Source organism: Gallaecimonas mangrovi (genome assembly GCF_003367375.1).
Lineage (GTDB): Bacteria > Pseudomonadota > Gammaproteobacteria > Enterobacterales > Gallaecimonadaceae > Gallaecimonas > Gallaecimonas mangrovi.
In genome coordinates, this window is record NZ_CP031416.1 from 248,369 (window position 1) to 270,000 (window position 21,632).

Sequence of the window (21,632 nt, forward strand, 5' to 3'; positions counted from 1 at the left end):
CTGCTTTTGAGGTGAGGACATACTGATGTGGCGTTTGTTGCTGCTGTTGTTAACGTTGATGGCTGTTGTCGGCCAAGTGCAAGCCAAAGAGCTGGTGCTGGTAGATGCCGCTTTGGCGCCGGACGTGCATGTAGAAAAAGGGCAGCAACTGCGAATAGTGCAGAGCTTGGATGAGCTGCCCTCGGCGCTTGCCGGTAGCCAGTGGTCGCGGGTCAGCCTGGTTAGCCACGGTGCATCAGGTGTTCTTGAAATAGCTGGGCAGCGCCTGGACCAAGCCTATTTAGCAGCGCACCCCGAATTTTTTGCCCGCTGGCAGCAGCACCTAACCGCCGATGCCCAGGTGGAACTATGGGGCTGTGACGTGGCCAGTGGGACTGGGTACCAGTTGGTTGATGCAATCTCGGCTAGTATCGCCCGGCCGGTGCTGGCATCAACAGATGCCACAGGCCCCGCTGCGCTGGGGGGGGATCTAATCCTTGAATATGGTCAAGGCCGCGCTGCTAACAATGTTTTATTGGCCCAGCTGCCCATATTGCTGGCGGTGAGTAATGAGGACTTTGAAAGCGTCGCCAGCAGTCCCACTTACTTCTCCAATAACTCCAACATTGGCAACTCCTTCGTCTTTTACAGCAACCTCAGTTCCGGTCACGACCCCTTCTATTTGAACTCCCTGACCAGTATCAACGGCAATGGCCCGGATGGTTCCTACTGGTTGTACTTTTATAGTGTCAATATCGGCGATGTCACCGAAATACACATCAGTAGCCAGGACGGCTCTGAATTTAAACTCGATTCCTTTTTTCTTGATACCAATGCCGGGGATAGCACCGTCACCCTGCACGGCTATAGGGACGGTGTCGAGATAGGTTCGACCACAGCATCCACCGGCACGGTAACGCTTAGCAGCAATACCACTTTTAACAATATTGATGCTTTGTACATCACCGGCTCCGATCTCGATGTACTGGTTGACGATATTACGGTCTCAGCAGCAGTCAGTGGTGATACTGAAGCGCCAGCAGCGCCATCAACCCCGGTGCTTGATAGTAGCTCCGATAGTGGCACCAGTGGCGATAGTATTACTAACGACACCACCCCGACTCTAACCGGTACCGGTGAAGCAAACGCTAGCCTCGTGGTGCGGGATGGCTCGACCCAGGTAGGAAGTACCACCGTCGACAGCAGTGGTAACTGGAGTGTGACCACCAGCACTTTGGCCGAAGGTAGCCATAGCTTTACCGCAGTACAGACTGATGGGGCAGGTAATGAATCAGACGCGTCAGCGGCGCTGAGCCTGACCATTGATACCACGGCGCCCAGCGGTTACAGCTTGGTGGTTGACCAAAGCGAGATTAACAGCAGCAATCAAAGTGAGAGCTCTGTGACCTTTAGCAGCGCTGAGGTTGGCGCAAGCTATCAATTCGCGGTGTCGAGCAGTGGCGGCGGTACAGCGGTGTCTGGCAGTGGCACCGTTGCGAGCAGTGACCAGCAGCTAACAGGGCTGGATGTTAGCGGCCTTAACGATGGCACCTTAAGTTACAGCCTGACATTAACTGATGTGGCGGGTAATGCTGGTAGCGCCAGCGTCGCGTCGGTAACCAAAGATACGCAGCAACCAGCTGCCACCTCGAGCCTCGTACTGGATAGCAGCTCCGATAGTGGCACCAGTGGTGATGACATTACTAACGACACCACCCCAACCCTGAGTGGTACCGGTGAAGCAAACGCCAGCCTCGTGGTACGGGACGGCTCGACCCAGGTAGGAAGCACCACCGTTGACAGCAGTGGTAACTGGAGCGTGACCACCAGCACTTTGGCCGAAGGCAGCCACAGTCTTACCGCGGTACAGACTGATGGGGCAGGTAATGAATCAGACGCGTCAGCGGCGCTGAGCCTGACCATTGATACCACGGCGCCCAGCGGTTACAGCTTGGTGGTCGACCAAAGCGAGATTAACAGCAGCAATCAAAGTGCAAGTTCGGTGACCTTTAGCAGCGCCGAGGTTGGCGCAAGCTATCAATTCGCGGTGTCGAGCAGTGGCGGCGGTACAGCGGTGTCTGGCAGCGGCACTGTTACAGCGAGTAACCAGCAGTTAACCGGCATTGATGTTAGCGGCCTTAACGATGGCACCTTAAGTTACAGCCTGACACTAACTGATGTGGCGGGTAATGCCGGTAGCGCCAGTGTGGCGTCGGTAACCAAAGATACCGAAACGTCAACGGGCGCAAATTCTGCACCCACCATCAGTGGTAGCCCGGACAGTACTGCTGCTGCGGCTGCAACCTATAGTTTTATTCCTTCCGCTAGTGATGCCGATGGTGACAGCTTAACGTTCTCTATCGTCAATAAACCTTCTTGGGCAAGTTTTGATACCAGCACCGGCGCGCTTACTGGCTCGCCCACTCAGGATGATGTCGGCACCTACAGTAATATTCAGATCAGTGTTACCGACGGCACTGAGACTGCCTCATTAACGGTATTTTCCATCGAAGTTACAGACGGCAACACCGCGCCGGTGGCTAATGCTGATAGCTACAGTCTCGCTGAAGGTGGGCTACTAACCACCACGGCAGCGAACGGAGTACTGGCCAATGACAGCGATACGGATAACGATACCCTGACGGCAACGTTGCTCAGTGGTCCTGCACAGGCAAGTAGTTTTAGCCTAAATAGCGATGGCAGTTTTAGTTACCAACATGATGGCAGTGAGTCTACGTCTGACAGCTTCATGTATACCGTCAGTGATGGTAACGGTGGCAGCAGTAGCGCTACTGTGACATTAACCATCAGTCCGGTAAACGACGCCCCAGAATTTACCAGCACGGCTCCGAGTTCGATGGTGGTTGGCAGCACACTGAGCTACCAGGTCGAAGTCAATGACCCCGATAGTGCTGTGACTCTGACGCTTACCGAAGCGCCAAGCTGGTTAACCCTTGATGATGATGTTCTGACCGGCACTGCGCCTGCTGGCTCCGAGGGCGACCATACCGTAACACTGACTGCTTCTGACGGCGCTAAAACGGCAACGCAGAGCTTTGTACTGGAAGTCAGTGAAGCGACGCAAAGCGTGGTGGCACTGAGTCGCAGTTGGCAAGGTTTACCGGCCAGGGTCGGCAAGGATTTGGCGCTGGTTATTACCGCACAGCACCAAGCGGGGCCAGCCTTAGATGATGCCACCCTCGAAATACAATGGCAGGGCGGCGACATGACGGCTCTGGCGGGCTGTACGTTAACCGGTGACGTGCAAAGTTGCCCGCTGACGTTAGCCATCGATGCCGATGTGCAGTTTACATTGCCAGTCTCTACCGATAGCCAGGGCGACCAAACGGTAAGCGCTAAGGTTTTAAGCTCGGATGGCTCTGTGTTAGGGGAGCTAACGACAGATGTCACCGTTGCGGCGAATACGGTTAGCCAGGGGGACATATCAACTGTCATTTCCCAAGCCACTTCATTGGCTTTGCTCACCAGTGACTCAGAGTCGTTGCTGGCGGTAGGCACCAGCAGCGATGACAACATTACCCTGTATCGCTTTGACGGTGACAGTTTAGTAGCCGAGGCAATCATAGATAATACCGGCAATACCAAAGCGTTGGCCGCTATTGACTGGAACCAAGATGGTCTGGATGACCTGGTTGTTATAAACAGTAGTGGGCAAGCGTCGGGTATCTATATTAACCAAGGTGATCTGACCTTTAGTCTTTTACAGACATTGCCTTACGGGCGAAAAGTGCAAGTTGCCGAGCTTAACGATGATGATTACCCCGATCTGCTGATCAATGGCCTGGGTCTTTACCTATTTAGTGGCAATCTTGGTGGCAGCAGTGCTGCGCTGCAAATTGTCCAAACACCTTTTACTGTTAGCAATTTTGCGGTGTGGCCCGACGGCCGGCTATTAGTGACAAATGGTACTGAACTGAGCTTAATTGATCTGGATGTCGTGGCTGACCAATCGGCTGCGGGTAGCGCGTTCTCTGCCCTTGCTGACGATACGGCATCAGGCAGTATAAATTCATTACAAGTATCTGATTTGGTTGGTGATGGAACAACTAGAGCCATTATTGGCTATAGCTTGGATGCTGATGGTAATGGCGGTGGTATTACTGTCATGAAGGCCGATGGCAGTACCCTAAACAGTGTGGTCAGTGTTGGTGATGCGGCAGTTAGCAGTATTTTGACCGGTGACTTTGATGATGATGGTGATATCGACATCCTGGTTCAACATGACAACGGTACTTGGCAATTACTCAGTAATGACGGCTCGGCAGACAGTTTCACTGCATCAACCCAAACCTTGTTCCACCCAGATAGTCTTGGTTTAGTGGCTGACCTTGATGGTGACGGTTTGCTCGATATTTTGCTCGCCGACACCTTGGATGACGCTGTCGCTATATACAATGGCAACGCCAGTTTCGAGCTTGGACCACAAGCAGATTTAGAATTGGCAAGTCATTTAACCGATCCGCAATCTCTGACGAGTTTCCGTCTGCCAGCAACGGCGGAGCAATATCAAACCCGGTATAAGCTTGTGGTTACCAATAACGGTTCGGCTGACGACAATGACGTAACTCTGACACTGTCTATCCCGGATGCCATAGGTGTGGACAGTTGGCCCGATGGCTGTGTTGAGTCTGCCGTTGGCTGGCAGTGTGACTTGGGGGCGCTGGCAAATGGTGCCAGCACAACATTTGAGCTGCTGTTACAAGGCGATGTTTCTTTGGCCGATGCCGTTATCGATGCCAGAGTTGACGGTTCTGCTGGTGACACCGATCAGAGCAATAACAGTGTGGAAAATAGCCTGGGTGAACCCTGGCCAAGTACCGTACATAAACATGGCGGCGGTGCTTTAAGCTGGCCCTGGTTGTTGCTACTGGTACTTATCGGTAGGCGAAGACGCCTACACTGACAAAAGGCGCCCCTTGGGGCGCCTTTTTAGTTGGCTATCTCTTGCTCAAGATCACTGCCGAGCTTAATCCCGACTTTGTCGATACCATTTTGGTTAACTGACACCACTGTCCACAACAGGTTATTCCAATTGAGCTGGTCGCCTTCAACCACCTTGTCGCCAAGGGCGCCGCCGATAAATTCGCCCAGGGTTTGCTGCTGTTGTTCGGCCTCGAGCACCAGCCCATAGATGGGAGCAATATCGGCAAGGGGCGCTTTACCGTCCAAAACAAAGTCGCCAAAGAAGGTATTGTCCAGCCCCCGCTGCGGCGGTTCGCTAAAAAGGGTGCCTAACTCACTTAAGTGCGCCTCTTTGCCAATAACGCAAAGAATATCCCCGGCTTCGAGCTGGGTGCTCCCGGAGGGATGCAGCAATTGTTTGCGGCGAAATAGCGCAGCAATACGGGTGTTCTCGGGCATGTGCAGTTCCCGAAGTGGCTGGCCAATAAACCATTTCTCTGGCCCCAGCCGGTAAACAAACAACTCCCATTGACTGGTGGGGTAAATTTCCAGGCCCGCGCGAGAAATGGGTGACGGCTTTGCTGGCACTTCCACTTTTGCCAGGCGTGTCGCTAGCGGTAGCGTGCTGCCTTGCAGCAACAACGACACCAGCACCACGAAAAAGGCGAGGTTAAAAAACACTTGGGCGTGTTCAAGCCCTGCCATCATCGGGAAAACGGCCAAGATAATAGGCACCGCCCCCCTGAGCCCAACCCAGGAAATAAACCAGCGCTCCCTGGCTTTAAAGTTCTTAAAAAAGCCCAGGCTTGCCCATACCGCTACCGGCCGGGCGAACAAAATCATCCACAGCGCTAAAGCAAGGCCGGGAAGGGCAATGGGCAGCAGATCGCTTGGGGTGAGCAGTAGCCCCAATACTAAGAACATACCGATTTGGCTTAACCAGGCTAAGGCATCCAGCACGCTTAATATGGTGCTGCGGCTACGAAGCGGTTTGTTACCCATAAAGAGCCCAGCCAAATAAATGGCCAGAATGCCGCTACCGCCCATGGCGTTAGTGATGGCAAACAGCAGCAGGCCGCCGCTGACCACCAAAATGGGGTAAAGCCCGGCGGCAAGGTTGGCCCTGTTAACCAGTTTCCACATCAGCCAGCCGCCGGCCAGTCCCAAGCCTACCCCCAGACCAAATTGTTGCAACAGGCTGACAAGCAGCATGGCGCCGGGTTCGGTGCGGTGGCTGATAATGGCAATAAGGGTAACGGTGAGGAAAACCGCCATCGGGTCGTTAGAACCAGACTCGATTTCCAAGGTCGCACTGACCCGCTGGTTTAGGCTACGCCCGCCAAGCAGCGAAAACACCGCGGCAGCATCGGTAGAGCCAACAATGGCGCCCACCAACATGCCTTCGAGCCAGCTAAAGTGGAACAGCCAAGCCGCAGCCAGGCCAGTGAGGGCCGTGGTAACGGCAACGCCGACGGTAGCAAGTGACAACGCTGGCCACAGCGCGACTCTGAATGTGGCCGCGCGGGTTTGCAGGCCACCATCAAGCAAAATAACGGCCAGCGCCAGGTTACTGACCAGGTAAGCCACCGGGTAGTTATCAAAATGAATGCCGCCAGGGCCTTCATCGCCCGCCAGTACACCCACCGCCAGGAAGATAACCAAAATGGGAATGCCGAGCCGGGAGGACAAGGAACTCACCAGCACGCTGGCGCCTACCAACAAGGCACCAACGATGTAAAGGCTATTAATGGTGGTGGCGTCCAATGTCGGCAACTCTCCTGGCGGGTAACAAATTTTACTCTACCCCAGCAACTGCAGTCAGTGCTAGGAAACAGCGCCTTTTCGTTATGACTTTATTGTGATTAAAGGGCGTTTATTGTGGAAATTTCCACTTAATGGCCATTTTTTCATAAATGGCTTTTGGCATTACCACCAGTAATGGCTCACTTTCTGGTGTTAGCCAAGCCAACAAGGCATCCATGGCGGGCTTGGGCATGGCACTACAGCCTGCTGTTGTTACCCCTGGTGCTTTCCAGATGTGCAAAAAGATGCAACTGCCCGCTTTAGCGATATTAGCGGGGTTATGTTTCACCACTATGGCTTCCTGGTAACGCATGTCGCCCGCAGTTTTGAGGTCTAGCCGTAATGGTTCAGTGGAGCCCTCTACAGCCTTTTCTCCTACTTTGTCACTGTTAATCAACTGGTTGTAATAAGGCGACTGCGGTACGTCCATACAATAGCTGCTGGCGGTGGTGGCTAAATACGGCAGCGCTGTGTTGAGGGCTTTGGCGTAGCCAAAGCTGGTGCCCAACTGAAAAATTCCCGCTGGGGTTTTGCCGTCTCCTTCCACTTTTTGCGGTGTTTTGGCTGTTTTAGGGTAAATTCCTAATCCCCAGGCTAAACCACTGCGGCCAAGACTGACCGCTGTTTGCACTGGGCCGGGTTGCCAGTGATGTTGTTTTTTTTCAAAGGTACGCAGTTGCCCTTGCGTGCTTTGCCAGGCGTCGGTGGTGATCACAATCAGCTGCTGGGCGGCAAAGGCGTTAAAACTACTGACCAGCAGTAAAACCAGGATTATTTTCATTGGCCCGTCCTTGATACTCGATACTTTCATCAGCGCCTTCTTCACCCAAGGTAGTGTGAAAAAACAACCATTGCCTGCAGTTTACGGCGATCTGAATGTTATTTTTGCTTTGTGTATCTCATTCGTTGATAAGGCATTTTATGTTAGCGCCGGTATTTGTTATCAAAGCGTATTCCCCATTTTAAACCTGAGACTTCCCTGTGCATTGGTATGCCCTTTTGCCACCGTTGGTGGCCATTGTGTTCGTGTTTTGGAAAAAAGACGTTATTGGCGCCTTGGTGTTGGCCATTATTGCCTCTGAAGGCTTACAGCTACTGGCGAAAGGCACCCCGGCATTGGGCCAAACTGGCATCAACAGTGTTGAGCGGGTGGTGGCAGTATTTTCCTCAACTGGCAATGTGCAGTTGTTGATGTTTAGCGTGTTGATTGGTGCCTTTCTGGCACTTATCCGCGAGTCTGGCGGGGTCGCTGCAACGGTGCAGTGGCTGGTGAATATGGGCCTTGCCCGCACCGCGCGCCGGGCGCGGCTTATCACCATGTTTGCGGGGGTGGCGGTGTTTGTTGAGTCAAACCTCAGCGTGCTGACCGCCGGCATTTTATCGCGCGGCCTGTTCGACAAGTTCAAAATGAGCCGGGCGCAGCTGGCCTATTTAGTGGATTCCACCTCGGCGCCGGTGTGTATTTTGATTTTACTGAATGGCTGGGGCGCTTACGTGCTGGGCCTATTGGACGGCTATGACTTACCTGGCGGTAAAGTCAGTGCCCTTTGGCATTCGGTGCCACTGAACTTCTACGCCATTGTCACCCTTGTTATCGCCTTTTACGTGGCCTGGACCGGCAAGGTATTTGGGCCAATGAAAGAAAGTGAAAAGCGCTTGGAGCAAGAGCTGGCCGGGCTTAGCACTGTGCCGCCAACCAAGGTGCGTTTTATGGTGTTGCCGCTTATCACCCTTATTGGTGGTATGGCGGGCTTTATGCTCTGGAGCGGCCACGGCGACTTAACCCAAGGTAATGGTTCGCAATCGATGCTTTATGCCACCTTGTGCGGCATTCTGGTGGCTTATCTGTTGATGATTTTCCAGCCGCAGTTTAACCACCAAAGCTTGATGGCACTGTGTTTTACCGGCATGGGAGAGCTACTGCAACTGGTTAGCATTGTATTGTTGTCTATCGCTCTTGGCGCCAGCCTGAAGGTGCTTGGCACCGGTGCTTATATTGCCGGTTTGGTTGGGGAGTTTTTGCCGCTGGTGCTGGTGGCACCGGTGCTGTTTTTGGCGGGCGCCGCCATGTCTTTTACCACTGGCACCAGTTGGGGCACCTTTGCCATTTTGATTCCGTTAGGGATGCCACTGGTAGAAAGCCTGCATTTGCCGCCCGATTTGGTACTGGCCGCAATTTTAGGGGGCGGTATTTTTGGTGACCACTGCTCGCCGATTTCGGACACCACCGCCGTGTCATCCATTGCCTCGGGGTGCGACTTATTGGAACACGTTCGCACCCAAATGCCCTATGCCCTGGTGGCTGGCAGTATCAGCTTGGTGCTGTATTTCCTGGCCGGGTTAGTGATGCTCTGAGGAAAAGGCGCTTTAGGCGCCTTTTTAATACAACAAAGCAGCAATTTCGTTCGTGTCGATGCTGGCAGATAGCATCGGTTTAATGAGATATCCTTTTGATATTAAAAGTTATTGAAAGGCACGGGTGAGTTCACCGCTGCCTTTTTTGTCTTTGCATTAGCACGCCCCTTGGCGAAAAGCGTGGGGCCAAAAATGACTCGCTAAAGTGGTGGTATGGTGGCTAAAAAACGGTCGCCACCGCCAGAGTAAGCCGCTCAGGCTGTGGTAGACTGCCAAGCAATTTGATGTTGTAAGGAAGCGGTATGACCAAGTACAGGGTGTACGTATTTCTGGTACTCGCCAACCTGTTTTGGGCCGGTAACTACGTGTTTGGCAAATACGTTGTCGCCGAGATGACACCAGTGCAAATGACTTTTGTGCGTTGGGTGCTCGCCATCATATTGCTTTTTCCCCTGGCACATTTTTTGGAAAAACCACGCTGGCGCGAGGTGTGGCGGGCCTGGAAGGTACTGCTGCTGTTAAGCTTTCTGGGTATTCTTGGCTATAACATCTTGCTGTATGAAGCGCTGCGGTTCACCACCCCGTTAAATGCCTCGTTAGTGAATGCCATTAACCCGGCCTTATTGGCGCTGGCAGCGGCGGCACTGTTGGGTGAAAAGCTAAGCCGCATCAATGTGCTGGGCTTATTTATTTCCCTGGCTGGGGTGCTGCTGGTGCTAACCCGTGGCCGCTTGCTGCAGCTATTTTCCATTAGCTATAACGTTGGCGACGTACTGATGCTGGCGGCCATTGTGGTGTGGACTTTTTACACCCTGATTGGCCGGCGCCTGCAAGGTATTCCCCCCATTGCTGCTACTGCCGTTTCTGCCAGTTTAGGGATGGTAGTACTGCTGCCGTTTTTTCTGCACAGCCATTTTGCCTTTCATCTTAGTACCCAGGCCACGGTCGGCATTTTGTACATCGCCTTGTTCCCGTCAGTGTGTTCCTTTGCCTTGTGGAACAGCGCCATTCGTGATGTCGGGGCGGGTAGGGCAGGCATCTTTTTAAATTTGCTGGCGGTATTTACGGCGCTATTGAGCCTGCTGGTTGGCCAGAGTATTAATGGGCCTCAGTTATTGGGCGGGGCTTTGGTTATCGGTGGCGTTTATTTAACGAACCGCAAAGCGGCAATGGCCAAGGCCAGTGCGCCTGCACCGGTTAAAGAGGAGGCATCAGATGGACTTTAAGGAAAACGGCCTGGTGGCGGTGATTGGCGCCGGTGTTATCGGCCTTTCTTGGGCCGCGCTTTTTGCTGCCCGTGGCCACAGAGTTAAAATTTTTGACCCAAGGGACGACCTGGATTTGCACATCAGCCGCACCTTGCCGGTGTATGTAAGCCAGGTGCCCAGTCTGCATGATGACCCCAAAATCGTGCTTAGTCGCATAGGGTTGGTCAACGAACTGCATGAAGCGGTAGAGTTTGCCGACTACGTGCAAGAGTCCGGCCCTGAGCAAGCGGCTTTTAAACAGCTTTTGTGGCAACAGGTTGAAGAGCTGGCGCCTATTGATGCGCTGTTGATGTCTTCTTCTTCTGGCATTGTTGCCAGTGAGCAGGCGGCCAAGATGAAGGCGCCAGAACGGTTAATTATCGGCCACCCCTTTAATCCCCCTCATATTTTGCCGCTAGTAGAAGTGAGCGCCGATGAAAAAACGCCCAAGTTGTATCTTGAGCGGGTAATGACCTTTTATAAGAAGCTTGGCAAGGTGCCGGTGCGGCTAAATAAGGAAGTGCCGGGCTTTGTGGCTAACCGCTTGCAAATGGCGCTGGCGGTGGAGGCTATAAAGCTGGTGGACCAAGGGGTGGTGAGCTTAAAAGACTTAGACACCATCGTTACCCACTCACTCGGTATTCGCTGGGCCTCTATCGGCCCGTTAAAGGCGCTGCATTTGGGGGGCGGCCAAGGCGGCCTAGGTGCCTTTTTGCAGCACATTGGTATTGGGCTTGCTGATAACATCGGCCAAAAAGACATGTTTACCAAGGAGCTGGTGCACCGCCTGGGCGATATGGCAAGAGCCGCTTACCCCGTTGAAGAGTTCACCCTGTTCCAGCATCAACGGGACCGCCGCCAAGCGGTGATCATTGACGACCAAAAGCGCTTTCCTGACAGTTAGCGATGTATCGCCTCGGTTATGGCAAAAAGCACTAACACGCCGCGACCTTATAAAACCCGGCGTCATGCAGCACTGGCCGGGCGTTATAAGGTCGCGGCAGTTATTGCCGAGAAGTGGGTGCAGGTAAATCGCTTGTAACGAGACTGACCGGCGTCTCGAAAAAATGGCAGCTAGTCGGATGCGCTCTTGCCTACCCCTGTCGCCGGTGGAAATATCAGTGGTTTAACCAGTTGTGGCTGGGTCGCTGCTCGAGGTGCGGGCTCCTGACCCTATTTACCTTGCAAAGGCAGGTCATGGAGTTTTTGGATAACGGCATCATTACGGTGATTGGCGCAGGCGGAGTCGGCCTGGGCTGGGCTGCCTATTTTGCAGCGCGCGGTTACCGGGTAAAGCTGTACGACCCCAGGGAAGATTGGGATCAACAAGTGGCCCGTAGCCTGCCACGGCTGATTAGCCAAGTGCCCGCCACCTACGAAGACCAAAGCCTTATTCTTAACCGCATTACCATGGCGCACAGTCTATATGACGCGGTTGAATACGCGGACCTTATTCAAGAAGCTGGCCCAGAGTTAGTGGCGTTCAAACAGCGGCTGTGGAAAAAAATCGAGTCGCTGGTGGATGTTGACACGCTTTTGGTGTCGTCCAGTTCCATGGTGTCGGTGGAAGACCAAGCGGCACGAATGAACGCTCCTGAACGGCTGATGATTGGCCATGCTGCTAGCCCACCACATATTTTGCCGCTGGTTGAAGTGTCGGCAGGCGCCAAAACCCCACCTCTTTATGTCGACAAGCTTTGTGCCTTTTATAAGCGCATTGGTAAGGAACCGGTACGCCTTCGCCGCGAAATTCCAGCCTTGGTTGCCAACCGCCTGCAAATGGCGCTGCTGGCCGAAGCGGTCAAACTGGTGGAAGAAGGGGTGGTTAGCGTCAAGGAACTTGATACAGTGGTTACCCATGCAGTAGGGGTGCGCTGGGCTGCCAGCGGGCCTTTTAAGTCACTGCACATGGATGGTGGCAAAGGCGGTATTGGCCTGTATTTAAGCCGGGTGGGTAAAAAATTAGCGGGCTGCCTGGGTGACCCAACCTTGCTGGCCGATGATGTCATTCGCCGCCTGGCCGAGAAAACCGAAACCGCTTACCCCATTTCTGATTTAACTTTTTACCGTGACGAAAGGGACCGCCGCCACAGCATTATTGTTACCGACCGCGAGCGCTTCCCCGACTAATCAAGAGGCTTAGCATGGCAAAGTACGCACTGCTGGTCTGGCTGTGCAGCTTTTGCGCCTTTGCACAGCCGGCGGCCAGCAGCGATATTCCTTCCTTAAAACCCGCTGACCTTGCTCCCTGGTATTGGCTGAAAAAGCTCAACGGGCAAGACCCACTGTTAATGTCTGCCAAAGCCATTAGTGATTTCAATGCCAAGGTAATAGCCGCCGTGCCAGAGCGTGTGGCGCTGGCGTCACTGCCCAATGCAATCAGTGGCAAGGAGGTTAAAAAAGCCATTACTGCCATTAGCCATACCAGCGAGCGTTACCTTGCTAGCGGCAAAGCGCTGGACTGGCCGCCTTATCTTGCCAGCCGCAACCTTGCTGCCATTAAAGAGAGCCAGCCGCTGCGGTTTGCTTTGGTGGTCAGGCGTACGGCAATGCGTACCTTTCCGACGACAACGCGGGTATTTAAAAAAGACCTTAATACTGACCTTGACCGTTTCCAGGAAACCGGGCTTTTTCCCGGCCAGGCACTGGCGATCATGGCCACTAGCCGCGATGGCAAATGGTACTTTGCGCAATCGCGTAATTACCGAGCCTGGGTGCAGGCGGCCGATGTGGCGATTGGTTCAAGGCAAGATGTGCTGGCTTACGGGCAGAAAACGCCTTTTTTGATGACCACGGGCGCTCGGGTTGAAACCGTATTTAACCCGGTGGAACCGCGGGTCTCGCAGCGTAAGTTCGATATGGGGCTTCGCCTGCCGTTAGCGGCTTTTAAAGGCCACGATCTTTATGGCCAGAATCCCTATAGCGGTTATGTGGTGACATTACCGGTGAGAAACCGCGATGGCAGCCTGGCGTTTAAGCCGGCCCTCATTGCCCGCAGCCAAGGTGTGCATGTTGGGTATTTGCCTTACACCCAGGGCAACCTTATTCGTCAGGCCTTTAAATTCCTTGGCGAGCGTTACGGCTGGGGCCACGACTTTGATGGCCGTGATTGCACCGGCTTTGTGGGCGAGGTGTACCGCACTTTTGGTTTTTTACTGCCCCGCAATTCCGGTGAGCAAGGCTATGGCCAATTTGGTCTTAACCACCGGTTTGGCAAAGGGCAGGTTAGTCAAAAGCTGGCGGTTCTAAAAAAGGCGCCGGTGGGCAGCCTAATTTATTTACCGGGCCATGTGGCCATGCTGCTGGGTTGGCAGGATGGTAAACCCTGGATAATCCATGATGTGGCCGGGCTTGCTTATCTTAAAGACGGCAAGCTGTACCGCGGAGTGTTAAATGGCGTTTCGGTAACACCGTTATTGCCGCTAATGCTAAGCCCATCCACCAGTTATTTAGAGGCCAGTTACAACATTAAAACCCTGCAATAAAAAAGGCGCCCAAGGCGCCTTTTTTAGATTTTCTTGCCCGACGACATTTTGTCGAGATAGCCCATACCGAAGGCCGACACCACAAAGGTGAGGTGGATAAGGCAATACAACATCAGCTTGTTATCTTCAATGTCGTCGGCATTCATAAATACCTTCAACAAATGAATCGCCGATATGGCCACAATGGAAGCGGACACTTTGGTTTTCAGGCTGCCCGAATCCATTTTGCCCAGCCAGCCCAGTTTCTCGTCAGACTCTTTAAGGTCGAGTCGCGATACGAAGTTTTCATAGCCCGAGAGCATCACCATCACAATCAGCCCGCCGACCAAGGCCATATCAATCAGCGTTAGCACCGACAAAATCAGGTTGTTGTCGGACATTTCTAAAATGAGTGGCGCCATGTGAATGATTTCTTGTACGAATTTAATCAGTAGCGCCAGCAAGGTTAGGCTCATCCCCAAATAAAGGGGGGCTAGCAGCCAGCGTGAGGCGTACATCAATGATTCGATAAAGCGTTCGGTTCTTGCTCTCATAAAGGGTATTTAGCCTTGGGGTATGTCTGGACGTAAGTCGAAATAGGAGCTGTCGTTGAGGGTGCGATAAACCCCTTCGATGTTCAGCGGTAACCATTCCTTGTAGAGGGGAAGATTACTGTATTGCGGCAGTTTTATCTCGCTTTTCAATTGCGCCAGGGATTTGCCTTTAAGCATGCCGTCACGCACCGCATCATAAAGGGCTTCTAAGTAGCCAAGGTAGTGGCGTACATCAGCTTTCGTACCCATGGCACCGTGGCCACCAACAAAACGGTCGAAGTCGAGATTGAGCACCGCTTTGGTGGAATGGATCATCCCTTCGATGTCATAGCCTTTTAAGTCTTTATAAGGCATACGGCCAAGCACCACCCAGTCCACCACATAGAGCACTTTTTGTGGCTCAAACAACATGCTGATAGAACCACGGCCATTGTTGGTGCCCCAGTACTGCAGTGTTACCTGGGTATTCCCTAGGTAGATACTGGCCTTATCGTTAAACACGAGATCGGGCAACTTTACCGGCAGCTTAGTGTGGGCCATGTCTTCGCGGGCCAACGCCTGGCTTACCAGTACCGTGGTTGGGTCAACTAGTTTGTCGGCACCCAAGGCGTGGTCCACATGGTTGTGGCTGTATATCAGGTAGCGGATGGGGGTGTTGGGGTAGCGGCTCTTCAAGGCTTTATGCAGCCAGGTCGCAGCTTTGTCGTTCAGTGGGTCGGTGAGCAAAATGCCCTGGTCGGTGACGAGGAAAACAGACTCATAATGTCCAGCGGTAAAGCGGTACAAGCCGCCGGTTACCGGTTCAATTTTATATTCTTCTGCAGCCCATAGCGGTTGGCAACTAACGGCCACCAGCAGCAGTAGGGCACTTATCCATTTCGCATGCATGTTACCTCCTTGCTAAAGCGCCCCCTGGGCGCATTGTTTAGAACAATCGGTTCAATCCATTCAAGGCCGCCACCCGGTAGGCCTCAGCCATGGTGGGGTAGTTAAAGGTGGTGTTGACGAAATAATCAATGCAGTTGCCAGCGCCCTTTTGCTCCATGATTGCCTGGCCGATATGGATAATTTCTGAGGCGCGTTCACCGAAGCAATGAATACCTAAAATGGCTTTGGTTTCGCGGTGAAATAGCAGCTTTAGGCAGCCAACCGGCGACCCGGCAATTTGTGCCCGGGCCAAATGCTGAAACTGTGCGCGGCCCACTTCGTAGGGCACCTTGGCAGCGGTGAGTTCTTCTTCGGTTTTCCCCACCGAGCTTATTTCGGGAATGGTGTAAATGCCGGTAGGAATATCTGGGATAAGGTTGGCCGGGTCGGCACTGCTATCAATCAGGCCGGTGGCGGCAATGCGGCCTTGGTCGTAAGCGGCGGAGGCCAGGGACGGGTAACCAATAACATCGCCCACGGCAATAATATGCGCCAGCGCTGTTTGGTAGCGCTCGTTAATTTCCAGCTGGCCACGGCCGTTGGCTTTAAGGCCAATGGCATCCAACTGTAAACGGTCAGTGTTACCGGTGCGGCCGTTGGCAAACAGCAGGCAATCGGCTTTCAGGCGCTTGCCGGATTTAAAATGCATTACCACACCGTCATCGCTTCCTTCTACCCGGTCATATTCTTCGTTGTGGCGAATAACGGTGCCGGAGCTGCGAAGGTGATAAGACAGGGCGTCGGAAATTTCTGCATCAAGAAAAGACAGCAAACGGTCGCGGGTGTTAATTAAATCAACCTTCACCGACAGGCCGCGGAAAATTGACGCATATTCGCTGCCGATAACTCCGGCGCCGTAAATGATCACCGAGCGTGGCTCGTGTTTGAGGCTAAGAATGGTATCGGAGTCGTAAATGCGGGGGTGGTTAAAGTCGATGTCTTTGGGGCGGTAGGGGCGCGAGCCAGTAGCGATAACAATATTGGCGGCGGTAACGAATTCGTCAGAACCATCGCTTTGGCGAATGGCCAGCGTATGGTCATCAGCAAAGCGGGCTTCGCCCCTGATGATTTCCACATCGTTGCGGCTATAAAAGCCAGCGCGCAATTTTACCTGTTTGCCAATCACCGAAGAGGCGTGGCCGAGAATATGGCGAAAGGTCAGGCGGTGCGCTGGCTGCACATCGGCAAACAACGGGCTTTGGTTATATTCCACCAAGCGAGAAACCGAGTGGCGTAGCGCCTTTGACGGTATGGTTCCCCAGTGCGTACAACCGCCGCCTACTTCACTGTGGCGTTCCACCACCGCCACCTTGTGGCCGTGCTTGGCCAGTTGCATGGCGGCCCCTTCACCGCCAGGGCCGGTGCCGATGATAAGGGTATCGTATTGATAGTTAGCCACTGCTACCTCCTGATTGTACTGGCTTATTGTTGCACAGCCTGGATGAAAAATTCAGTCAGCCACTTCAGGCCAGGGTCGTTGTCGCTGCGTTGGTGCCAGATGAGTTGCTGACGAAGCGGTGGCAGGCTAAGAGGCAGCGTCATCGGCAGTTCCAATAGGGTAAGCGGATACTGCTGCGCCATTTGTGCCGCGTAGGCCGCCGGTAAAATGGTGAGTAAGTCAGAGCACAGCACCGACTGCATTGCTGCCTGCAGGCTGGACACTTGCATCATTACTTGCCGTTGATGGCCAAGCCGGGCGAGCTCTGAATCTAGCAGCCAGTCGCCGTCCCACTCGCAATGAATATGCACCTGCGGCCACGCCAGGAAGGTGGCTAACTGCCAGGGGTGGCGAAGCCTTGGATTATGATTGGCTGCTACGCACAGATAGCGATCGGTCATCAAGGTGTGTTGGCGCAGCCCATTCGGCAGTGGTGCTACCGGTTCGTCTTGCGCGGTAATGGCCAGCTCTTGTTGGCCGGCGATAAGGCCGTCCAGGCCCAAGTCCTGCGCCGGGAAGCACTCTAGGCGAATATGTGGTGCCAGCTTGCGAAGCTTCGGTAACCATTTCGGAAAAAAGAGCGTATAGGCACCATCGATAACGCTAAGCCTAAAGGTTCTGTCGCTACTGGCTGGGTCAAAGCATGCTGGTTGCAGCAGCTGTTCTAGCTGTGGCAATAGTTGCTGCAGTTGCTGGAAAAGCGCCTCGGCGCGCGGTGTTGCTTTCATCCCTTGGCCTTGGCGTACCAATAAAGGGTCATCAAATAACAGACGCAGCCTGGTCAGGGTTTTTGACATTGCCGATTGCGTCAAATTTAGCTGCGTTGCGGCTCTTGAAACCGACATGTTTTCCAGTAAGGCGTTAAGGCTCACCAGCAAATTCAGGTCGGTTTTAGCCAGGCGACTCAAGTTCATTAAACATGCCTTCAAGGAATATCGTTACTGAAATAATATCATTGGTATTCATATTTGCTCGCCCGTAGAGTGGCCGCGATTGACGGAGGGCAGGTATGGCGTGGTTTAAATGGTTGTTACTGTGTTTAGTGTTGTTTGGGCCTTTGGGCATCGACATCTACCTGCCTGCTATCCCGGCAATTGCTCAGAGTCTTGATGCTCCCGCTGCCTTGATACAAAGCACCGTCAGTTTGTTTTTACTAATGATGGGGCTCGGCCAACTGTTAGCGGGGCCTATGGCTGACCGTTTGGGTCGCCGTCCGGTGGCCTTAGCCGGTATTGTTATTTACCTATTCGGTGCATTGCTCGCAGTCAATGCTGGCAGTGGCTGGCTGTTTGTTGCCTCAAGACTGGTGCAAGGCATAGCCGTTTGCGGCACGGCAGTCGTCGCTTTTGCCGCCGTTCGCGACCGGCTTGATGGCCCGCAAAGTGCCCAGGCTTATTCCTTTCTCAATGGTGCGCTTAACGTTGTTCCGGCCATAGCGCCGCTGTTGGGGGGCCTGCTGGCGGAGCGCTTTAACTGGCAAGCGCCGTTTTGGTTTATGGCGCTCTATGCCTTGTGCATGTTAGTGGTGGTTTGGTGGTGGCTGCCTGAAACGCGGCCTAATTCAACGCAAGATAGCAGCAGTATTCCGCTTGCCCGCTATAAGGCGCTACTGGGCCATAAACCCTTTTTGGCCTTTGCCTTAGTCAATGCCAGTGGCATGGGCATGGTTAATAGCTACGTGTCTTTGGCTCCAACCGTATTAATGACCCAAGCCGGGTTAAGTCCGGTGGCATTCTCACTGGTGTTTGGAGTTAATGCACTGTGGATTTTGCTCAGTAGCTTGCTGGCGAGCGGAGTTATTCGCCATTTCGGCCGTTTGGCGTGCCTGAAGTTTGCCGTGGCGGCGTTGGCGCTTGCCGTGGTTGCACTCTTTGCTAGCCGTCTGTGCTGGCCCTTGTCGGCTTGGGGTTACATGCTGCCGGTAGCATTTGCTTGCACAGGCTTTGCTTGTTTGCTGGGGCCTGCCACCAGTTTGGCGCTGGCGCCTTTTGCCAACGAAGCGGGCGTTGCATCGGCCTTGCTGCTTTGCCTGCAAATGGCGGGTGGCGCTTTGATTGGCTTGCTGGCGGTGGCTGTACCCATAGCGCCGCAGTGGTCGCTGTGGGTGACGATGCTGCTGGCACTTTGGTTAACCCTGCGCAGTTTAAAATGGTGCGCTGAAACATAAAGAAGGCGCCAGCGGCGCCTTCTTTAAGCTATTTGCATTCTTAGCTGCTGCCAGTGCTGCTGCAGCCGGTGCAGTTTTTCGGCCATTTCTTCCAGTTGCTTGCGCAGCTCTAATGCTTCTACCGAGCGTTTCAACTTGGCTTTTTTCATTTGTAGCCAGCGCTTTCTTAACTGGAAGTAATGCTGGGCAGTCGCCACCGTTTCATCATAGTGACGGTGCAATTCGGCAAAGCAAAGGCCGTTAGCTTGGGCTTTCTCGGTTGCCTCTTCCAACTGCCGGGTAAGGCGTGCTTTAACAATCATCTCTTCCGGGGTTTTACGCAGTCCCTGGGCAAGGCCCAATTTGTTGGCACCCTTAATTAACCATTTAGTTGGGTCGTAATCGAACCAGCGAATACCGTTACGGTAATCGTTTTCAAAGGTGTGGTGGAAGTTGTGGTAACCCTCACCGAAAGTCAGCAGTGCCAAGAAGCCGTTATCGCGGGCCGAATGCTTATTGCTAAAGGTATTTCGGCCCCAAAAGTGCGCCAAAGAATTGATGAAAAAGGTGGTGTGGTGGGTAAAGAAAATCCGTAGAAAACCCGCCAACAGTACGGTGCCGATAACATCGCCCACCGCCAAGCCAATTGCCACGGTAACCAGCAGGTTTAAGCCCCAGGTCAGCTTCATGTAATGGCGGTGCTGAAAGTCGACAACCGGATCTTTAAACAGATCGCGCACATTGCTGTAGTCATCGTAGCGCTCAGGCTGGTAGTCACGCAGCATCCAGCCCATGTGGGAATACCAGAAGCCGCGGCCCGCTGAATAAGGGTCAACGTCGTTGTTGTCGACGTGGCGGTGGTGCACCCGATGGTCAGATGCCCAGTGAATTACCGAGTTTTGAATCGCCAGAGCGCCACCGATGGCAAAGATCCACCGCAGCGCTGGGTGGGCCTGGTAAGCTTTGTGTGACCACAAGCGGTGGTAGCCAGCAGTGATAGACAGGTTGCAAAAGGCGAACAGGCCAATGCAGGCTACCCATTGCCAAAGGTTATAGCCGTGGTACACACCCCAAAGTGGCACCGCTACCAGTGCCAACAGCGTGGATACGGTAAAAAATATCGCGTTAACCCAAATAATACGGGGCTTTTCCATCGGTTATCCTGGTTTCGGCTTACAACTGTTCGCCAATTTTCCCGGTAGTACTGCCAACTGTCAATCCGATTTAAATTGAGACTTGATCAGCATTAAGCTTTTTATCGCCACTTGCTGCTGGGGACCCGGCGCAAAAATGACGTTAGAATGAGCCTCTTTGTTTTTTGGAGTCATCCATGGGCGCCCGCGCACAACAAAAATTCAAGACTCGCAGAACCATTATTGATGCCGCCTTGAATCAGCTCAGTGCTGACAGTAGCTTTTCCAATCTGTCGCTGCGGGAAGTAACGCGTGAAGCTGGCATCGCGCCAACCTCCTTTTATCGTCACTTTAAAGACATGGACGAGTTAGGGCTGACCCTGGTTGACGAAGCGGGCCTTACCCTTCGCCAGCTGATGCGCCAGGCACGTGCCCGTATTGCCGGTGCAGCCGGGGGCAGTGTTATTCGCACCTCCGTTGAAACCTTTATGGAGTTCATGAACGATAACGGCAATGTGTTCCGGCTGCTGCTGCGTGAACGTTCTGGTACCTCACCTGCCTTTCGCGCTGCTGTTAGCCGCGAGATCCAGCATTTTATTGCCGAGCTTGCCGATTACCTGCAAAAGGAAATGGGCTTTGGTGAAGAAGAAGCCAAGGTGCAGGCCGATGCCATGGTGACCTTGGTGTTCTCGGCCGGTGCCGAGGCTTTAGATCTGTCTCGCAGTGCCCGCCAGGGCTTAGCTGACAAGGTGATGATGCAGCTGCGCATGGTGGCAACGGGCGCGGCTGCCATGAAAGGTAAAAAAGCATAAAGAAGGCGGCCAATGCCGCCTTCTTTATTTACGTACCAGCCACACACCCGATTCCATATGGTGGCTATAGGGAAACTGGTCAAAAAGAGCCAGTTTTTCCAGCCGGTGAGTTTGGGTTAGGGTCTCAAGGTTTTTCGCCAGTGTCTCGGGGTTACAAGAGATATAGAGAATATGCTCGTAACCGGCCACTAACTGCTCGGTGGCAGGGTCTAGGCCTGCGCGCGGTGGGTCAACAACAATGGTGCGGCAATCAAAGGACCTAAGGTCAATACCACGTAACCGGCGAAACTCGCGCTTGCCTTCCATCGCTTCGGTGAACTCTTCGGCCGCTAGCCGGGCAACGGTGACATTTTCAATGCCGTTAGCCCGCATGTTGTATTGCGCCGAGGTAACCGAACTGCTGGCAATTTCAGTGGCTAAGACATTATTAAATTGCGTAGAAAGGGGCAGGGTAAAGTTGCCATTGCCGCAGTACAGCTCCAAGAGATCGCCGCCAATACCGGCGGTGCAATCAAGAGCCCAGGTCAGCATTTTTTCATTAATACCGGCGTTGGGTTGGGTGAAGCTGTTTTCAACTTGCTGGAAGGTCCAGCTACGGTCTTTAACTTCGAGCTTTTCCACCACAAAGTCGCGGTCGAGTACCCGCTTTTGTTTTTTGGCGCGGCCAATTAAATCCACCCGGCCGAACTGTTGCAGCGTATCGCGAAGCTTACGGGCTTCAACTTCCCATTCATCGGTCAGCGGCTTGTGGTAGAGCAAACTAATAACCGCTTCGCCGCTTTGGGTTGTCAAAAACTCAACCTGAAACAGTTTTTTGCGCAGCAGTGTGTTGGGCTTTAACAGCGCAATCA

Annotated in this window: 16 protein-coding genes (1 of these 16 cut by a window edge); 8 read left to right on the forward strand and 8 right to left on the reverse strand. The window is 53.4% G+C overall.

The annotated features are described in order from the left end of the window. Positions 1 to 25 precede the first annotated feature (25 nt). Entirely contained in the window at positions 26 to 4,903 is a 4,878-nt protein-coding gene (locus tag DW350_RS01155) for an Ig-like domain-containing protein (RefSeq protein ID WP_115717104.1), read from the forward strand. Positions 4,904 to 4,929: 26 nt separating this feature from the next. On the opposite strand, the gene DW350_RS01160 is transcribed toward DW350_RS01155, so the two are convergent. Continuing rightward, positions 4,930 to 6,666 (reverse strand): potassium/proton antiporter, encoded by a 1,737-nt coding sequence (locus DW350_RS01160; protein WP_115717105.1) that lies wholly within the window; start codon positions 6,664 to 6,666, stop codon positions 4,930 to 4,932. 109 nt (positions 6,667 to 6,775) lie between these two features. After that, positions 6,776 to 7,486, reverse strand: a complete 711-nt coding sequence (locus tag DW350_RS01165; protein WP_115717106.1) for a L,D-transpeptidase family protein — start codon at positions 7,484 to 7,486, stop codon at positions 6,776 to 6,778. Positions 7,487 to 7,725: 239 nt separating this feature from the next. On the opposite strand from DW350_RS01165, the gene DW350_RS01170 reads away from it, so the two are divergent. From DW350_RS01170 to DW350_RS01190, 5 genes are all read left to right on the forward strand, one after another. Beyond that, complete coding sequence (locus DW350_RS01170) at positions 7,726 to 9,060, forward strand: Na+/H+ antiporter NhaC family protein (protein ID WP_336406963.1); 1,335 nt, start codon at positions 7,726 to 7,728, stop codon at positions 9,058 to 9,060. Positions 9,061 to 9,362: 302 nt separating this feature from the next. Beyond that, positions 9,363 to 10,286, forward strand: coding sequence for a DMT family transporter (locus DW350_RS01175; protein ID WP_115717108.1), 924 nt, complete (start codon positions 9,363 to 9,365; stop codon positions 10,284 to 10,286). Further along, positions 10,276 to 11,211, forward strand: a complete 936-nt coding sequence (locus DW350_RS01180; RefSeq protein WP_115717109.1) for a 3-hydroxyacyl-CoA dehydrogenase NAD-binding domain-containing protein — start codon at positions 10,276 to 10,278, stop codon at positions 11,209 to 11,211. Before DW350_RS01175 ends, DW350_RS01180 begins: the two co-directional genes overlap by 11 nt. Before the next feature lie 293 nt (positions 11,212 to 11,504). After that, positions 11,505 to 12,437 carry a 3-hydroxyacyl-CoA dehydrogenase NAD-binding domain-containing protein gene (locus DW350_RS01185; RefSeq protein ID WP_115717110.1) on the forward strand — a complete coding sequence of 311 codons (933 nt, stop codon included), beginning with the start codon at positions 11,505 to 11,507 and terminating at the stop codon, positions 12,435 to 12,437. Between the two features lie 14 nt (positions 12,438 to 12,451). Beyond that, a complete protein-coding gene (locus DW350_RS01190) occupies positions 12,452 to 13,792 on the forward strand; it encodes an SH3 domain-containing protein (RefSeq protein WP_115717111.1) in 1,341 nt (446 codons plus the stop codon). Between the two features lie 23 nt (positions 13,793 to 13,815). Here the strand turns inward: DW350_RS01190 and DW350_RS01195 are convergent, their stop codons facing one another. From DW350_RS01195 to DW350_RS01210, 4 genes are read right to left on the reverse strand one after another with little or no spacing between them, the layout of a single operon-like run. Beyond that, positions 13,816 to 14,325: a TIGR00645 family protein gene (locus DW350_RS01195; RefSeq protein WP_115717112.1), complete on the reverse strand. Its 510-nt coding sequence runs from the start codon at positions 14,323 to 14,325 to the stop codon at positions 13,816 to 13,818. Positions 14,326 to 14,334: 9 nt separating this feature from the next. Then, on the reverse strand, positions 14,335 to 15,213 hold the full coding sequence (locus DW350_RS01200) for an MBL fold metallo-hydrolase (RefSeq protein ID WP_115717113.1): 879 nt from the start codon (positions 15,211 to 15,213) through the stop codon (positions 14,335 to 14,337). A 37-nt stretch (positions 15,214 to 15,250) separates the two neighbouring features. Beyond that, positions 15,251 to 16,651 (reverse strand): Si-specific NAD(P)(+) transhydrogenase, encoded by a 1,401-nt coding sequence (gene sthA, locus DW350_RS01205; RefSeq protein ID WP_115717114.1) that lies wholly within the window; start codon positions 16,649 to 16,651, stop codon positions 15,251 to 15,253. A 23-nt stretch (positions 16,652 to 16,674) separates the two neighbouring features. Next, on the reverse strand, positions 16,675 to 17,604 hold the full coding sequence (locus DW350_RS01210; RefSeq protein WP_115717115.1) for a LysR family transcriptional regulator: 930 nt from the start codon (positions 17,602 to 17,604) through the stop codon (positions 16,675 to 16,677). Between the two features lie 95 nt (positions 17,605 to 17,699). Between DW350_RS01210 and DW350_RS01215 the strand changes: the two genes are divergently transcribed. After that, positions 17,700 to 18,857, forward strand: coding sequence for a multidrug effflux MFS transporter (locus tag DW350_RS01215; RefSeq protein WP_115717116.1), 1,158 nt, complete (start codon positions 17,700 to 17,702; stop codon positions 18,855 to 18,857). Between the two features lie 23 nt (positions 18,858 to 18,880). Here the strand turns inward: DW350_RS01215 and DW350_RS01220 are convergent, their stop codons facing one another. Continuing rightward, the gene (locus tag DW350_RS01220; RefSeq protein WP_115717117.1) at positions 18,881 to 19,990 is read right to left on the reverse strand and encodes an acyl-CoA desaturase; all 1,110 of its coding nucleotides are present in this window, start codon (positions 19,988 to 19,990) and stop codon (positions 18,881 to 18,883) included. Between the two features lie 176 nt (positions 19,991 to 20,166). Here DW350_RS01220 and fabR point away from each other — a divergent pair, with 176 nt between their 5' ends. Then, positions 20,167 to 20,781 carry an HTH-type transcriptional repressor FabR gene (gene fabR / locus DW350_RS01225; RefSeq protein WP_115717118.1) on the forward strand — a complete coding sequence of 205 codons (615 nt, stop codon included), beginning with the start codon at positions 20,167 to 20,169 and terminating at the stop codon, positions 20,779 to 20,781. 24 nt (positions 20,782 to 20,805) lie between these two features. On the opposite strand, the gene trmA is transcribed toward fabR, so the two are convergent. Beyond that, positions 20,806 to 21,632, reverse strand: the 3' portion of a protein-coding gene (gene trmA / locus DW350_RS01230; protein ID WP_115717119.1) for a tRNA (uridine(54)-C5)-methyltransferase TrmA. It continues 274 nt past the right edge of the window; the window shows 827 of its 1,101 coding nt (coding positions 275–1,101); its start codon lies off the right edge, out of view; it ends in the stop codon at positions 20,806 to 20,808.

Bases quoted from the DNA above. Each gene is read 5' to 3' on its own strand.
- DW350_RS01155 (WP_115717104.1), top strand. From the start codon at position 26: ATGTGGCGTTTGTTGCTGCTGTTGTTAACGTTGATGGCTGTTGTCGGC.
- DW350_RS01165 (WP_115717106.1), bottom strand. From the start codon at position 7,486: ATGAAAATAATCCTGGTTTTACTGCTGGTCAGTAGTTTTAACGCCTTT.
- DW350_RS01175 (WP_115717108.1), top strand. From the start codon at position 9,363: ATGACCAAGTACAGGGTGTACGTATTTCTGGTACTCGCCAACCTGTTT.
- DW350_RS01180 (WP_115717109.1), top strand. From the start codon at position 10,276: ATGGACTTTAAGGAAAACGGCCTGGTGGCGGTGATTGGCGCCGGTGTT.
- DW350_RS01185 (WP_115717110.1), top strand. From the start codon at position 11,505: ATGGAGTTTTTGGATAACGGCATCATTACGGTGATTGGCGCAGGCGGA.
- DW350_RS01190 (WP_115717111.1), top strand. From the start codon at position 12,452: ATGGCAAAGTACGCACTGCTGGTCTGGCTGTGCAGCTTTTGCGCCTTT.
- DW350_RS01195 (WP_115717112.1), bottom strand. From the start codon at position 14,325: ATGAGAGCAAGAACCGAACGCTTTATCGAATCATTGATGTACGCCTCA.
- DW350_RS01200 (WP_115717113.1), bottom strand. From the start codon at position 15,213: ATGCATGCGAAATGGATAAGTGCCCTACTGCTGCTGGTGGCCGTTAGT.
- DW350_RS01210 (WP_115717115.1), bottom strand. From the start codon at position 17,604: ATGAACTTGAGTCGCCTGGCTAAAACCGACCTGAATTTGCTGGTGAGC.
- DW350_RS01215 (WP_115717116.1), top strand. From the start codon at position 17,700: ATGGCGTGGTTTAAATGGTTGTTACTGTGTTTAGTGTTGTTTGGGCCT.
- DW350_RS01220 (WP_115717117.1), bottom strand. From the start codon at position 19,990: ATGGAAAAGCCCCGTATTATTTGGGTTAACGCGATATTTTTTACCGTA.
- fabR (WP_115717118.1), top strand. From the start codon at position 20,167: ATGGGCGCCCGCGCACAACAAAAATTCAAGACTCGCAGAACCATTATT.